The following is a 13,911-nucleotide window of genomic DNA, read 5'->3' on the forward strand; positions in this document are numbered from 1 at the left end:
TGGGCCTACGCCCGGCCCTACCGGTCAGAACAGGAACGACGCGACGCCTTCCCGAGCTGGCTGCACTCCTACAATCACCACCGCGGACACACCGCACTCGCAGGCAAACCACCCGCCAGCCGCGTCCCCAACCTCACTGGGCAATACACCTAGGCGGCCGCCCGCTGCTTGCGGGCCGCCATCCAGGCGTACACGAGGACGCCCGCGAAGAGGAACAGGACGCCCTGGTAGACGGCGGCGTAGCCGGAGCCCGCGACCAGCCAGAGGGAGAAGCCGAAGGCGGCGAGGGCGAGGACGGCGTCGCGGGCGAGCCGGGCCCGGGAGACCTCCTCGGACCGGCCCGAGAGCAGGAAGTAGACCTGGGCGGCCGTGGACAGCAGGTAGGGCACGGTGGCGGTGAAGGTGGTGACGAGGACGAGGATCTCGAAGACGCCCTTCGTGCCGGCCGTGTAGTTGTAGACCGTCAGGAACGAGGCGAGGACGACGGTGACGAGGACGCCGACGGTCGGCACACCGCGCCGCTTGACCGTGAACGCCTTGGGGAAGAGGCCGTCGCGGGCGGCCGCGTAGGGGGCCTGGGCGCTCAGCAGGGTCCAGCCGTTGAGGGCGCCGAGCATGGAGACCATGGCCATGCAGGCGACGGCCGCGCCGCCCCAGGAGCCGCCGAACATGGCGTTCACGGCGTCGGAGAAGGGCGCGGTGGAGGTGACGAGCTCGTCGTGCGCGACGGTGCCGAAGACGGCGAGGGTGCCGAGGAGGTAGACCGCGGCGGCGCCGAGGGTGCCGAGGACGGTGGCGCGGCCGACGTTGCGGCGCGGGTCGCGGACCTCGCCGGCGCTGACGGCGGCGGACTCGACGCCGAGGTAGCTGAAGAGCAGGATCGCGGCGGAGGCGGAGACCGCGCCGAGCGCGCCGCCCTCGCCCGGGTGGAACGGCCCGAGGTTGGCGCTGTCGAAGAAGAACAGGCCGCCGACGGCGACGAGGATCAGCGGGACGAACTTGAGCACGGTCGCGACGAGCTGCACCGCGCCCACGTAGCGGGTGCCGGCCAGATTGGCGAGCGCGGGCAGCCACTGGAAGAGCAGGGCGGCGGCGATGGTGGCGGGCTTGGACCCGTGGACGGGCACGAGGACGTCGAGGTAGCCGACGGCGGCGACGGCGAGGGCGGCGTTGGAGACCCAGGCGGTGATCCAGTACGACCAGGCGGCGAGGAAGCCCGCGAAGTCGCCGAAGGCGGCGCGGGCGTAGACGTAGGGTCCGCCGGTCTGCGGCAGGCGGTGGGCGAGCCGGCCGAAGACGAGGGCGAGGGCGATCGCGCCGAGGGTGAGGACGCCGAAGGCGAGGAGGCTGATGGTGCCGTAGGGGGCGACGGAGGCGGGCAGCAGGAAGATCCCGCCGCCGATGATGTTGCCCATGACCAGGGCCGTCGCGATGGGGAGGCCGAAGCGGCGGGCGTGCCGGTCGGCCGGCGGGACGTCCGTCCCGGGTCCGCGCTGTGGAGTCGTGGTGGCCGTGCTCATGGGGTGGTGCGCCTTCCGTCGTACAAATCCGGACCATCGTCCGGTAACGGCGAACAGGCGTCCAAATCAGCGGTCTTTGTCCTGCGGGACGGGGTCATCGACCGGAAGAAGTGATTCCGCATAGCTCGTGGGCGGGGAAATCTCCGGCGACCCCGGCGACCCCGCCTGCCCGATCGGCACCTGCGGCCCCGAGGACTCGCGCAGCCAGCGCCGCAGCACCCGGTGCACCTGCTCCGCCCCGACCAGCTCCTCCCCCGCCCCGACCGGCGGCGACAGGTCCGGCGGCGACAGGAGGAAGGCGTGCGACTGCTCCCCGCCGAGACCGCCGTGCGAGCCGATCTGCTCCTCGAAGGCGTGCACGCTGCCCGTCGCCGGGTCGTACATGGAGTTGACCATGATGTCCGCGACGTGCGGGAAGCCGTCCGTGCGCCGCACCGCCCGCGCCGCGCCCCGCCCGAAGACCGCGAGCGGTCCGTCGTCCGCGAGCTCGGCGACCGGCACCTCCACCCCGTCGCGGGCGAGCACCACCGAGCCGTGCTCGGAGCTCGCCACCAGCACGAAGCCGACGCCCGGATGGTGCGCGAGGGTGCGCAGGAGAGCCGGATGGCGCCGGTCGATCTCCTCCCGGGTCATCCGGTGCGGCACGTCGGGGAAGGAGACGAGCCCCAGGTTGCCCGAGGCCAGGACCACCGGCTCGGAGGGCCGGGCGGGCAGCTCCCGGGCCGCCTCGTCGCTCTCGTCCACCGGCCGGTGCAGCGCGCTGCGCAGCGCGTCCCTGGCCGCGTCCCGCGCCTCCGCCCCTCCCCCGGACTCCGTCCGGGGGTGCCCCCAGCGGGTGCGCCGCACGCGGCGCGGCACCGGCAGCCCGCATCCGGCCCGTACGAGGTCCTTGAGCGTCAGCCCGTACGCCGACTCGAAGGTCTCGCCGGGGCTCTGCCCGTGGTCGGAGAGGAGCACGATCCGGTACGGCCGCGGGGCGTGCTCGGCGACGGTGGCGATGAGCGCGATCGCCCGGTCGAGGCGCGCCAGGACCTGGTCCGTGTCGCGGCCGTGTGGCCCCGAGTGGTGCGCCACCTCGTCGTACGCGACGAGGTCGGCGTAGACGGCGGTCCGCCCGGCCAGCATGTCCCCCATCACGGCGGAGACCACGACGTCCCGCTCGACGACCGTCGCGAAGGCGCGGACGAAGGGGTACGTGCCGCCGCGCGAGACCCTCGGCGACTCCCGGCGCAGCCGCGCCCGCGTCGACTGGTACACCTCCCGGACGCACTCGGCGACGAGCGACCCGGCGGTGCGGACGGCGTTGGCCGGGTCGGAGAAGTAGGCGAAGTAGCCGGCTCGTGAGCGGTTGCGGCGGCCGCGCCGGGCGGCCATCGACAGGACGAGGGCGAGCTGGTCGGCGCCGCCGCTGAAGAGGTTGCCCCGGGAGGCCCCGTCGACGGTCAGCAGACCGCCGTCCCCGGTGCGGCGCACGGCCCTGCGCTGGAGCTCGACGGCGCTCGCCGGGCGGTTCGACACCATGAGCCGGCCGGTGTCCTTCTCGTACCAGCGGAAGGCGGGCACGTCCTCGTTGGAGCCGTGCAGGATGCCGAGCTGGCTGGCGCCGGTCTGGCTGGACCAGTCGGTGCGCCACGGGGTGAGCCGGTGGCCGGCCTCCAGCCATCCCGCGACGGTCGGCATGAGGCCGTCGGCGACGGCGCCCCGCAGCACGTGGTGGCCGACGCCGTCGAGCTGGAGGAAGACCGTGCCGGGCACGGACTCCCCCGTGTCGCCGGGGTCACGGGGGCGGGTGCGGCCGGTGAGCCGGTAGAGCCGGCGCCGGTAGGCGTCGTCGTCGCGGACGGCGAGGGCCGTGGAGGTGCCGGAGGCCACGGCGGACATGACGGCGGCCACCACGACGGCGGTCTCCGGGGCGGCGGCGCCCCGCCCGTCGGGGATCAGCCACAGCGCGACGAGCAGCAGCGAGCCGTTGAGGAAGAAGACGAGCAGTCCGAGGACGAGCGCCGGGACGAGCAGCAGCGCCCGCACGATCAACGGCCAGACGAGCGCGCCGAGCAGACCGAAGGCGCCTGCGGCCGTGGCGGCGGTGAGGGCGGTCCTGGTGAAGCTGTCGCCGTCGGCGGACTGGAGCTGGAAGTCGGGCAGCAGCCCGGCGAGGAGGAGCATCGTGAGCGTGGAGACCGCCCAGACCACGAGCACCCGCGCCAGAGTTCTGCCCGCGGACCGCCAGCGGTCGGCGCCACCCCATCGCCCGTCACCCACGCCCGCTTCGCCTTTCGCCCGTTTCCTGCCCCCAGCGTGGCACAACGGCCGCGGTCGGGCGGGAAAGGGGGAAGTCCGCACCGGGACGGGGCGTCGGGGGCCGGTCAGGGAGACGGCCCGAGAAGTCGGCCCGAGGAACCGGTCCGAGAAAACGGTCCGAGGGGACGGTCCGCGGAACCGGTCCGAGAAGACGGTCTCAGGAGCCGTCGTACCCGGCGGTGGGCATCGAGAGCCGCCGGTGCACGCCCGCCTTGGCCGCCTTGTCGTACGGAGGTTCGTCAAGTCCGACGGTCTCCACCCGCACGCCGCGCCGCTCGCACTCGGCGCGGAAGCCCGGCACGGAGGTCAACGCGCGGGCGAGGACCCGTTCGTTGGGGGCCACGAAGAGGTCCACCGTCCCGGCCTCCACATCGGCCCAGAGAGCCGCGTGGTCCGGGCGGATTCCGTAGCAGAACAGCTGGCGGGCGAGCACGTACCCCTTGTCGTCGGCCCAGCGGGCGCACACCGCGTGCTGGCCCCGCGTGTCGACCAGGAAGGGGTCGCTGTCCAGCTCTTCGAGCGGGGTGAGGCTGGCGATCGCCGCCACCCGAACGTCGTCCATGGACCGACCCTACTGCCGGAAGGTGACGCCCGAACATCCTCCGGAGCGCGCTCCGGACATTTACTCTCGTTACGACAGACGTCTGACGAGACGGACAGGCGGACGGACGGACAGGCGGACGGCGGAAGGACGGCATGCCGGTGGAGGTCACCTGGTGGGGGCACGCCACCTGCACGGTCGAGGACTCCGGGGTCCGTTTCCTCACCGATCCGCTGTTCGCGCGGCGGCTCGCGCACCTGCGCCGGCGGCGCGGCGCCCTGCCGCCGCCCGAGGCCGCCCGCGCCGAGGCCGTCCTCGTCTCGCACCTGCACGCCGACCACCTCCACCTCCCCTCGCTCGCCCGGCTCCCCCCGGGGACGCGGGTCCTCGTGCCGCGCGGCGCGCCCGCCGCCGTGCCCGGGCTGCGCAGGCTCGACCGGAACGGGCTGCGGCTGACCGAGGTGGAGCCGGGTGACGCGGTGACGGTGGAGGGCCTGACGGTACGGGCCGTCCCCGCGCTCCACGACGGGCGGCGGCTGCCCGTGGGACCGCACCGCTCCCCCGCGCTCGGGTACGTCGTCGAGGGCGAGGCGCGCACGTACTTCGCCGGGGACACCGGCCTGTTCGACGGCATGGCGGACGCGGTGGGCCCGGTGGACGTGGCCCTGCTGCCGGTGGGCGGCTGGGGGCCCTACCTCGGACACGGCCACCTCGACGCGGGGCGGGCGGCCCAGGCGCTCGCCGCGCTCTCGCCGGCGGCGGCGGTGCCGGTGCACTACGGCACGTACTGGCCGATCGGGCTCGACGGGGTCCGGCCGCACGAGTTCCACGCGCCGGGCGACGAGTTCGTCCGGCACGCGGCACGGCTCGCGCCGAAGGTGGCGGTCCACCTCCTCGGCCACGGCGACCGGGTGCGGCCGGAGGTGGCGCGGTGATCCCCGGTGTCACCGGGCTGGTCACGGCGGTGCGCGAGCTGCCGCCGGAGTCGACGCAGCAGGCGGTCGGCTATCCCTCGCTGTTCCTGCTCGTGGCGCTCGGCGCGCTGGTGCCGGTCGTGCCGACGGGCGCGATCGTCAGCTCGGCGGCGGTGGTCGCCTTCCACCAGTCCTCGCCGTTCTCGCTGCTCTACGTCTTCCTGGTGGCGGCGTCCGCGGCGTTCCTCGGCGACACGGCTCTCTACTGGCTCGGGCAGCGCGGGGTCCGTTCCCGCAACGGCTCGCGGTGGCTCGCCGCGCTGCGGTCCCGGGTGACGCCGGAGCGGCTCGCGCACGCGCAGGAGCGGCTCGACACCCACCAGGTGTCGGTGCTCGTGCTGTCCCGGCTCGTGCCGGCCGGGCGGATCCCGGTCATGCTGGCGTGCCTGCTCGCCCGGATGCCGCTGCGCCGCTTCGCGCGGGGGGACGTGGCGGCCTGCCTGGCGTGGGCGGCGACGTACCAGCTGATCGGCGTCCTGGGCGGCTCGCTCTTCCCCGAGCCCTGGCAGGGCGTGCTGGCGGCGGTGGGACTGACCGTGCTGGTCAGCGCGGTCCCGACGCTGTGGCGGCGGCTTCGGGGCACCGGGGCCGCGTCGGGGCCCGGGCACCGCGAGGGCTCGCCCGGCGCGTCGGGGCAGCAGCGCGAGGGCTCGCCCGGCGCCTCAGGGCACGAGCACCCGTGAGGCGCCGACCGGCAGGTCCCACAGGTCCTCGCGGGGCAGGCCGGCCTTCTCCCAGGCGGCCCTGACCCGGGTGAGGGGTTCGAGGACCGGCTCGGAGGACAGCACGAACGTGGCCCAGTGCATGGGCGCCATCCGCCGCGCGCCGAGGTCCTGGTGGGCGCGGACCGCCTCCTCGGGGTCGGTGTGGACGTCGCTGAGCCACCAGCGCGGGGCGTACGCGCCGATCGGGAGCAGCGCCAGGTCGATGCCGGGGTAGCGGCGGCCGATCTCGGCGAACCAGTGGCCGTATCCGGTGTCCCCGGCGAAGTGGATCCGGCGCCCGGCCCGGTCGGTGAGGACCCAGCCGCCCCACAGGGAACGGCAGGTGTCCAGGAGCGTGCGCTTGGACCAGTGGTGCGCGGGGACGAAGTCGAAGCGCACTCCGCCGAGTTCGGCCGCCTCCCACCAGTCGAGCTCGGTCACCCGGCTGAACCGGCGGCGGGTGAACCAGCGGCCGAGTCCGGCCGGGACGAAGACCGGGGTGTGCCGGGGCAGCCGCTTGAGGGTGGGGCCGTCGAGGTGGTCGAAGTGGTTGTGGCTGATGACGACGGCGTCGACGGGCGGCAGGTCCTCCCAGCGGACCCCGACGGGGGTGAGGCGGGCCGGCGTGCCGAAGATGCGACGGGACCAGACGGGGTCGGTGAGGACGGTCAGCCCGCCGACGCGCAGGACCCAGCTGGCGTGCCCGGCCCAGGTGACGGCGAGGGTGTCGGGCCCGGCGGGCGGCAGCGGACCGGGCTCGAAGGGCAGCAGGGGGATGTCACGGAGGCCTTCGGGGCGGGGGCGCAGGGCCCCTTCGCGGGCGAGGCGCGCCAGGGCCCGGACGCCGGGGAGGGGCGCGGTGAGCCGGTCGGCGAAGGTGCGGGGCCAGTCCTTCCGCAGCCGGCCGACGGGCTGCAGGGCGGGGGGCTCGGCCCGGCCGGGGAGCTGCGGGGCCGGGGCCTGTCCGGCCCGGGCGGGAGGTGCCGTCCGTTCGGTCATCTGCGGGCTCCGTTCCGCTCGTGCTCGACACGTCGTGGAGGGGCGGTGGTCGCGGGGCGCCGGCCCGCGGACCCGGTCACCGGAGTTCCTCCAGGGCTCCTCCGAAGTCATCCAACGCACGGGCGACGTGCGGCAGTTCCACGGGATCGGCCACCCCGAGGGCCTCGGCGCGCTCCTCCTCGGTGGCGCCCAGGAACATGCCGGTACCGAACCTGACGCGCAGCGCGCCGAGTTCGTCGCCGAAGCGGTGGCCGCCGGTCGCCGGGGCTCCGAGCCGCGCGGTGAGGTGGCTCTCCAGCTCCAGGGAGTCGGTGACGCCCCGGGCGGCGAGCCCGGCGCGCAGCGGCCCGAGGTCGGCGTAGAGGTGGCGGCCGGCCTGCGGCGGCCGGGCCAGGGCTCCGGCGGCGAGGACGGCGCGGTGCGCGGCCCCGGCGAGCCGGCCGTGGACGGCGGCGGCGCTCCGGGCCCGTACGGTGACGTCCTCGGGTTCGTCGAGGGCGTGGGCCATGGCGGGGGCCACGGGCCCGGGGACGAGGGCCCCGAGGACGGTGAGCACGTCGAGGGCCCGGGCCCTGCGGTCGGTCCAGCGGTCGGCGCGGGACGGGTCGGTGGGCGGGAAGCGGGCGACGGCGCAGGGCCAGGCGGCGGGGGTGAGGGCGCCGCCGAGGTCGGTGAGGACCGTGACGTCGTCGGGGCACATCTCGGCGGGGCTGAGCAGCACGGCGCCGCCCGGCTGGTGGAGGGTGTCGCGCCAGGTCTCGTCGCTGATGACGTGCAGGCCTTCGGCGACGGCCGCCTCGCAGGCCTCGCGGACGAGTTCCGGCGCGGCGACGGTGGCGGTGGGGTCGTCGGCGACGGAGAGCAGCACGACCCTGGGGTCGCCGCCCTCGGCGCGGATCCGGCGGACGGTCTCCAGGAGGGCGTACGGATCGGGGACGCCGCCCGCCTCGGCGGGGGTGGGCACGTGGTAGGCCGGGCGGCCGAGGAGCCGGGCCTGCGGGGTCCACCAGGCGGGGCAGGGGCGGGGCAGCAGGAGGTCGCCGCCGTGGGCGGCGATCAGGGCCAGGAGGAGCGCGGGGGCGCCGGGGGCGGCCACCACGTCCTCGGGGTGGGTGCGCAGGCCGCGCCGCCACCAGTAGCCGGCGGCGGCCTCGCGCAGGACGGGGCCGCCGCCGGGCGGTTCGGGGGTGGTCCGTCCGGAGGCGGCGGCGAGCAGCCCGGCGAGTCCGGGCAGGACGGGGAGGCCGGTGTCGGGCGCGGGAGGTCCGTAGCGCACCGGCCCGCGGCCTTCCGGCGCCGTCTGCCGCATGTCCCGTACCTCCTGAGCGCGCGGGGGCGCCGGGTGGGCACCCCCGTGCCCTTTATACGAAGGTTCGGGCGTTCTCGCCCCTTCAGACGACGGTGACCGGGTGACGCACGACCGCGTTGAAGAGGTATCCCTGCGTGTTGTGCACGGCCCGCTCCGGCTGGGTGTTCCCGGCGGCGTCGGTGGTGCGGGAGAGCAGCGTGACCTGTCCGGTGGTGCGCGGGCGCCACGGCACGCTCCAGCGGACCCAGCCGTCGCGGCGCGGGGTGTCGTGGAGCCGGGCGGGCCGCCAGTGGGCCCCGCCGTCGGTGGAGACCTCCACGGTCCGTACGGGCGCGAGGGCGGACCAGGCGCGGCCGGTGAGCCGGTGGGGGCGGTCGGCCTCCAGGGTGGCGCCGAAGGGCAGCTGGTAGGCGGACTTGAGGGTCTGGCGGCTGATCGGGGCGCTCCCGCCGGCGGGGTGGGCGTCGCCGAAGAGGCGGTACCAGGTGGTGGACCAGGGCGAGGTGAGCGGCTTGGTGGAGACCTCGATGTCGCCGAGCCACTTGATGGAGGCGATGCCGACCCAGGAGGGCACGACGAGCCGGACGGGGTGGCCGTGGTCGTACGGGAGGGGCTCGCCGTTCATCTCGTACGCGAGGATCACGTCGTCGAGCGCCTTGGCGACCGGCAGGGGGCGGCGGACCCGGCCGAAGTCGACGCCGCCGGAGACGTACGGGTCGTCCAGGCCGCGGGGCTGGAGGTCGACGGCGTCGCGGGCGATCCCGGCCTTCCGGAGCACGTCGGAGAGGCGGACGCCGCGCCAGCGGGCGGCTCCGACGGCACCCAGGGTCCAGGCGGTGCCGGTGACCGGCTCGCCCTGCTGGGTGGCGTAGAGGCTGCGGCCGTTTCCGGCGCACTCGATCAGGGCCGTACGGGTGACGGAGGGCAGGTCCCGCAGCTGCCCGTAGGTGAAGTGGACCGGGCTCCGGCCGTGGAGTCCGTCGCCCCAGAGGGTCAGTCGCCAGTCGGCGGCGTCGAGGACGGGGGTGGAGGTGTGGTTGCGGACGAAGAAGCGGTCGGCGGGGGTGAGGAGGCCGGTGTCCCCGAGCCGGTCGAACCGCGCCTCGGCGTTGGTCCCGCGGACCGTGAAGTACTCCGGCGGGAGCGCTTTGACGATCCCGGGCGCGGCGTCCGCCACGACGTCCATGGGACCAGCGTACGCGGGGACGGTGGCGAGGCCGCCGAGGGCGGAGGCCGCGGGGCCCGCCGCGAGCAGCTTCAGCAGGGAGCGGCGGGCGGGCGCGGGCGAGTACGGCACGGGGCTCCTCGGCACAGGACAAGGGACGGACCATCGGGCGACGGGCCCCACCCTAGGGGCGCGGGGACGGTCCGGACGGTCCGTTCACAGGGCTGTCACACGGGGTTCGTCGGATCGGGGACGGAGGGGTGCGCGCGGGAAATCGCGAGCGGCCATGAGGGCCCCGGGCCGAGAATGCGGCATGCCGATACGTGAAGCGCTTCCCGAGGACGCCGCGGCCCTCGCCTCCGTGCACGTCCTGTCCTGGCGGGCCGCCTACCGCGACCTGCTCCCGGGCCCCTACCTCGACGCCCTGGACGTCGAGGAGCGCGCCGGCGTCTGGCGCGCCCGCCTCGCGGCGCCGGACCGGCCCACGGTGCTGGTGGCGACGGGGGACGGCGGGCGGATCGTCGCCTTCTCGTGCTTCCGGCCCTGGCCGGACGGGGAGTTCGCGCCCGGGAGCACGGCCGAGCTCGCCGCGCTGTACGCCCTGCCGGAGGTCTGGGGCACGGGTGTCGGGCGGGCGCTCCTGACGGCGTCCACCGAGGCGCTCGGCGCGGCCGGGTTCCGGACGGCAGCGCTGTGGGTGTTCGCGGGCAACGCCCGGGGGCGGAGGTTCTACGAGGCGGGGGGCTGGCGGCCGGACGGAACGGCGGTGCGGGAGGAGACGGGCGGCCGGACGCTGGAGGAACTCCGCTACCGGCGGGCCCTGTCGGACTGACCCGATATCCACATGACAAGACACGGGTCTCATCATTCGGCCGCGCCGCTTACGGTGGGGGCACGCACCCACACCGAGGGAGACGCTTCGATGACGCACGCCTCCGCGCAGCCCGCGGCCTCCGAGACCGCCGTCTACACGCACGGCCACCACGAGTCGGTCCTGCGCTCGCACAGCTGGCGGACCGCCGCCAACTCCGCCGCCTACCTGCTGCCCGAACTGCGCCCGGGCCTGGACGTGCTGGACGTGGGCTGCGGGCCCGGCACCATCACGGCCGACCTGGCCGCGCTGGTCGCGCCGGGCCGGGTCACCGGGGTCGACGCCGCCGAGGACGTCCTGGCGAAGGCCCGCGGGGGCGCCGCCGAACGCGGCCTGGAGAACGTCGAGTTCGGGGTCGCCGATGTCCACGCCCTGGACTTCCCCGACGACTCCTTCGACGTCGTCCACGCCCATCAGGTGCTGCAGCACGTCGGCGACCCGGTCCAGGCGCTGCGCGAGATGCGCCGGGTGTGCCGGCCCGGCGGTGTCGTGGCGGCCCGCGACAGCGACTACGGGGCCTTCGCCTGGTTCCCCGAACGGCCCGCCCTGGACGGCTGGCTGGACCTGTACCACCGGGTCGCGCGCGCCAACGGCGGCGAACCGGACGCGGGACGGCGACTGTTCTCCTGGGCCCGGCAGGCCGGCTTCACCGAGATCACGACGACGGCCGCGACCTGGTGTTTCGCCACCCCCGAGGAGCGGGGCTGGTGGAGCGGCCTGTGGGCGGACCGTACGACCGCCTCCGGCTACGCCGACCTGGCCGTGGACGGCGGGCACGCGACCGCCGCCGAGCTGGAGTCGATCGCGGAGGCCTGGCGGGAGTGGGGCGGGCAGGAGGACGCCTGGTTCATGGTCCCGCACGGCGAGATCCTGTGCCGGGTCTCCTGACCCGTACCGCGGCGGACCCGCCCCGTCCCCGGCCCCTCAGTTCGGGCGCGTCCTGAACTCGTAGGCGTCCGGCAGGGGTTCGTCGGTGATCTCCGCCCAGACCTCGCCGAGGGTCTCCGCCCCCTCGCGCAGGTCCGCGACCTCGAAGCCCTCGTCGAAGACGGCACGGGCCTCGTCCCTCCGGCCCTCGGCGAGCAGCAGCCGGGCCTCCAGGAAGCGGAAGGCGCCCCTCCCCCGGACCTCGTCCGGCAGCCGCGCCCACAGCTCCCGTGCCGGACCGGGCCGGCCCGTGGCGAGCAGTGCCTCCGTGGCCTCGCGGCCGAGGGCGGCGGCCACCAGCTCGCCCCCGTCGTGGTCCGCGTGGTCGGCGAAGGCCTCCGCGAACCGCTCGGCGGCCCGCCGCGGATGCCCGTCCTCCTGGTCGGCGACGGCCAGGCAGTACAGCAGGGGCCAGCGCGCCTCGGCCCGGTGGAGTCCGCGCTCCCAGCTCCGTACCGCCTGGGCGCGGTCCCCCGCGTGCCACTGGGCGATGCCGAGGTGGTACTCGGTGGACGGGTCGGCGGGGGCGGTCTCCAGCATGTCCCGCCAGGGGGCGGCGACCAGCGGCGCGCCGGGTCCCGCGCCCTTCGCCGGGGGCGGCAGGACGCCGGTGCGCAGGAGCTCCCGCCAGGGCCCCTGGTCCGGGCCCAGGGTCGACTCGGGGAAGGGCGTACCGGGCAGCGCGTGTCCCCCGCGCAGGACTTCGAGGGCTCCCCAGCCGGAGCCGGCCGCGAGGACGGTCTCCGGTCCGGCGTCGGCGGCGCCCTCCCGCCAGGCGGTGTACGCCGCGTCGACGGCGGCGCGGGGCAGTGCCGCCGCCAGCTTCGCCTCGACGTCGGTGCGGGCGGCGGCCCAGTCGTCGCCGAGGGCCGCGACGGGGTCGGCGGCGAGCGGCCCGTACGCCTCCAGCCAGCTGAACTCGGCGCCGCCCGCGAGCTCCAGGTGTTCCAGCTGGGTGCGGGCGAGTCCGGCCTGCACCTCGGCGTAGCCGGGGGTGCCGGGCCGGGTCAGCCACTCCTGCCAGCGCCGGCCGCCGCGCCCGGTGCCCCACAGGAAGAGCTTGCGGCCGCGCAGCGCGTCGGTGGAGGTCTGGACGAGTCCGTGGCCGTCCGCGTCGAGGGCGGCGATCCAGCGGCGCTGCCCCTCGGGCAGGTCGTAGAAGTAGTCCGCGGCGTGGGCGCCGTTCAGCGGGTACGAGCGGTCGGTGCCGTCCCCGGCGACCGGCACGGGGAGGCGGTCCAGGCCGCGTTCGTGGCCGTGGTGCCAGGCCGCGTCGGCGGGCGCGAGGATCCTGCGCTCCTCGGGGACGGCGGTGTTGGACCACCAGTAGGCGGGGACGGTCCGCTCGTGGGGGTTGCGGACGCGGACGCCGACGTACAGGAAGTCGGAGCCCTCCGGGAGCCACAGGTCGACCTGGAAGGGCAGGTCGCGGAGGCGCTCCCACTCCCACAGGCGGAGCATCGGGCCGCCGTCGGGGGCGCGGACGGTGGCCGCGTGGAGGGGCGAGCAGGAGAGGGCGGTGTGGCCGGTGGCACCGATGTTCCACTCGATGCCGCCGGAGAACCAGGCGCCGTTGAGGGCGAAGGCGGCGGGCTGGAGGACGGGGTTGCGGTAGAGGAGTTCGCGGCCGGTGGGCTTGTGGTGCAGGGAGTGGACGCGGCCGCCGAGGCCGGGCAGCACGGTCACCCGGAGCCGGTCGTTCTCGACCACGATCGCGTCGAGGTCCACGGGCGTGCGCTCGCGGCCGTAGCCGTCCCGCACGGGGGCCGGGAGCAGGCTGCGCAGGGGCGCGCGTCCGATGCCCCGGGCCATGTCGCGCGGGAGCTCCGCGAGGGTCCGGGCGTCGACCGCGTGGGCCCCGGCGCTGGCGGGGGCCCGCAGTGCGGGAAGGGGGTTGTCCGGGCCCAACGGGGCCGCGGGCAGCGTCAGTACGGCACGTCGTACGGTCGTCATCGATCCATGGAACACGCCGGAGCCGGTCCTGACCAGGGGTTCTCCACGTCAGGCTTCGTTCAGGCCCCGGCAGGGCGGCCGGGGCGGGGCGCCCGGATATTCCCGGCGACGGCGGTGCCCGCCGCCGTAGTGTGGAGGGCCGGCCCGCCGCCCGGGCGGGCGGGGACCAGTGGCACAGGGAGTACGAGGAATGGGCACGCAGCACACCTACCGGGTCATCGTGCGCGGCACGTTCGACGGTCTGTCGGAGGAGAGCCGGTCCCGGCTGCTCGCCGAGGTGGACGCGCACGGGCTGACGGCGATGCAGTTCACGGAGGAGGGCTCGCTGACCTACGACCGGACGCTGAAGCACTTCTCGTACCGCCTGGTCGTCGTCTCGGACGCCGAGGACGGCGACGAGATGGCGGGCGCGATCGCGGAGGACCGGGTGGAGAAGGCGCTCGGCGAGCTGGGGCACGGGTACAGGGCGCTGCGCTCGACGGTGACGGACCTCGACACGATGAAGATCAACCGGAAGCGCTAGGGCCTGTCTTTCGGATCAGGCCGGATCGGGGAGCGGGGCCCGGTGCGTGCGATCGCAAGGCGGAGGAGGGAGCCGACGCGGAGCGTCGGCGACCGACGACAACGCGGCGAGCGCGCGTGCCGGG

The 13,911-nt window shown here is 75.6% G+C and carries 12 protein-coding genes and 1 pseudogene; 6 read left to right on the forward strand and 7 right to left on the reverse strand.

Annotation, left to right across the window (positions count from 1 at the left end):
* Positions 1-153: pseudogene (locus ACFYUZ_RS16055) on the forward strand (IS481 family transposase); the annotation flags it as partial.
* On the opposite strand, the gene ACFYUZ_RS16060 reads toward ACFYUZ_RS16055, so the two are convergent.
* The 3 genes from ACFYUZ_RS16060 to ACFYUZ_RS16070 form a co-directional block, all read right to left on the reverse strand.
* On the reverse strand, positions 150-1,520 hold the full coding sequence (locus ACFYUZ_RS16060; protein ID WP_389309358.1) for an amino acid permease: 1,371 nt from the start codon (positions 1,518-1,520) through the stop codon (positions 150-152). The pseudogene ACFYUZ_RS16055 and the gene ACFYUZ_RS16060 overlap by 4 nt on opposite strands.
* 66 nt (positions 1,521-1,586) lie before the next feature.
* Positions 1,587-3,782: a phage holin family protein gene (locus ACFYUZ_RS16065; RefSeq protein WP_389309360.1), complete on the reverse strand. Its 2,196-nt coding sequence runs from the start codon at positions 3,780-3,782 to the stop codon at positions 1,587-1,589.
* 196 nt (positions 3,783-3,978) lie between these two features.
* Positions 3,979-4,383 (reverse strand): hypothetical protein, encoded by a 405-nt coding sequence (locus tag ACFYUZ_RS16070; protein WP_093873244.1) that lies wholly within the window; start codon positions 4,381-4,383, stop codon positions 3,979-3,981.
* A 134-nt stretch (positions 4,384-4,517) separates the two neighbouring features.
* Between ACFYUZ_RS16070 and ACFYUZ_RS16075 the strand changes: the two genes are divergently transcribed.
* Both ACFYUZ_RS16075 and ACFYUZ_RS16080 read left to right on the forward strand, forming a co-directional pair.
* Entirely contained in the window at positions 4,518-5,297 is a 780-nt protein-coding gene (locus tag ACFYUZ_RS16075) for an MBL fold metallo-hydrolase (RefSeq protein WP_389309363.1), read from the forward strand.
* Positions 5,294-6,019, forward strand: coding sequence for a DedA family protein (locus tag ACFYUZ_RS16080; RefSeq protein ID WP_389309365.1), 726 nt, complete (start codon positions 5,294-5,296; stop codon positions 6,017-6,019). The genes ACFYUZ_RS16075 and ACFYUZ_RS16080 overlap by 4 nt, the downstream gene beginning before the upstream one ends.
* On the opposite strand, the gene ACFYUZ_RS16085 is transcribed toward ACFYUZ_RS16080, so the two are convergent.
* The 3 genes from ACFYUZ_RS16085 to ACFYUZ_RS16095 form a co-directional block, all read right to left on the reverse strand.
* Positions 5,999-7,039, reverse strand: coding sequence for an MBL fold metallo-hydrolase (locus ACFYUZ_RS16085; protein WP_389309366.1), 1,041 nt, complete (start codon positions 7,037-7,039; stop codon positions 5,999-6,001). The two genes, ACFYUZ_RS16080 and ACFYUZ_RS16085, sit on opposite strands and share 21 nt — an antisense overlap.
* A 76-nt stretch (positions 7,040-7,115) precedes the next feature.
* On the reverse strand, positions 7,116-8,348 hold the full coding sequence (locus ACFYUZ_RS16090) for an aminotransferase class I/II-fold pyridoxal phosphate-dependent enzyme (RefSeq protein WP_389309368.1): 1,233 nt from the start codon (positions 8,346-8,348) through the stop codon (positions 7,116-7,118).
* A gap of 82 nt (positions 8,349-8,430) precedes the next feature.
* Positions 8,431-9,645, reverse strand: a complete 1,215-nt coding sequence (locus tag ACFYUZ_RS16095) for a sulfite oxidase (RefSeq protein ID WP_389309370.1) — start codon at positions 9,643-9,645, stop codon at positions 8,431-8,433.
* A 181-nt stretch (positions 9,646-9,826) separates the two neighbouring features.
* On the opposite strand from ACFYUZ_RS16095, the gene ACFYUZ_RS16100 reads away from it, so the two are divergent.
* Both ACFYUZ_RS16100 and ACFYUZ_RS16105 read left to right on the forward strand, forming a co-directional pair.
* Positions 9,827-10,345, forward strand: coding sequence for a GNAT family N-acetyltransferase (locus tag ACFYUZ_RS16100; protein ID WP_389309373.1), 519 nt, complete (start codon positions 9,827-9,829; stop codon positions 10,343-10,345).
* A 90-nt stretch (positions 10,346-10,435) separates the two neighbouring features.
* Positions 10,436-11,272 carry a methyltransferase domain-containing protein gene (locus tag ACFYUZ_RS16105; RefSeq protein WP_389309374.1) on the forward strand — a complete coding sequence of 279 codons (837 nt, stop codon included), beginning with the start codon at positions 10,436-10,438 and terminating at the stop codon, positions 11,270-11,272.
* Between the two features lie 36 nt (positions 11,273-11,308).
* Here ACFYUZ_RS16105 and ACFYUZ_RS16110 read toward each other — a convergent pair whose 3' ends face one another.
* Positions 11,309-13,264 (reverse strand): DUF5107 domain-containing protein, encoded by a 1,956-nt coding sequence (locus tag ACFYUZ_RS16110; RefSeq protein ID WP_389309377.1) that lies wholly within the window; start codon positions 13,262-13,264, stop codon positions 11,309-11,311.
* Positions 13,265-13,454: 190 nt separating this feature from the next.
* Here ACFYUZ_RS16110 and ACFYUZ_RS16115 point away from each other — a divergent pair, with 190 nt between their 5' ends.
* Positions 13,455-13,787, forward strand: coding sequence for a DUF6204 family protein (locus ACFYUZ_RS16115; protein ID WP_389309378.1), 333 nt, complete (start codon positions 13,455-13,457; stop codon positions 13,785-13,787).
* Positions 13,788-13,911 lie beyond the last annotated feature (124 nt).

It is taken from the genome of Streptomyces sp. NPDC004266 (assembly GCF_042874095.1).
In the GTDB taxonomy this organism is placed as follows: domain Bacteria; phylum Actinomycetota; class Actinomycetes; order Streptomycetales; family Streptomycetaceae; genus Streptomyces.

Excerpts from the sequence above, each read along its gene's own strand:
- ACFYUZ_RS16110 (WP_389309377.1), bottom strand. The coding sequence starts at position 13,264 with ATGACGACCGTACGACGTGCCGTACTGACGCTGCCCGCGGCCCCGTTG.
- ACFYUZ_RS16075 (WP_389309363.1), top strand. The coding sequence starts at position 4,518 with ATGCCGGTGGAGGTCACCTGGTGGGGGCACGCCACCTGCACGGTCGAG.
- ACFYUZ_RS16085 (WP_389309366.1), bottom strand. The coding sequence starts at position 7,039 with ATGACCGAACGGACGGCACCTCCCGCCCGGGCCGGACAGGCCCCGGCC.
- ACFYUZ_RS16115 (WP_389309378.1), top strand. The coding sequence starts at position 13,455 with ATGGGCACGCAGCACACCTACCGGGTCATCGTGCGCGGCACGTTCGAC.
- ACFYUZ_RS16090 (WP_389309368.1), bottom strand. The coding sequence starts at position 8,348 with ATGCGGCAGACGGCGCCGGAAGGCCGCGGGCCGGTGCGCTACGGACCT.
- ACFYUZ_RS16070 (WP_093873244.1), bottom strand. The coding sequence starts at position 4,383 with ATGGACGACGTTCGGGTGGCGGCGATCGCCAGCCTCACCCCGCTCGAA.
- ACFYUZ_RS16105 (WP_389309374.1), top strand. The coding sequence starts at position 10,436 with ATGACGCACGCCTCCGCGCAGCCCGCGGCCTCCGAGACCGCCGTCTAC.
- ACFYUZ_RS16060 (WP_389309358.1), bottom strand. The coding sequence starts at position 1,520 with ATGAGCACGGCCACCACGACTCCACAGCGCGGACCCGGGACGGACGTC.
- ACFYUZ_RS16100 (WP_389309373.1), top strand. The coding sequence starts at position 9,827 with ATGCCGATACGTGAAGCGCTTCCCGAGGACGCCGCGGCCCTCGCCTCC.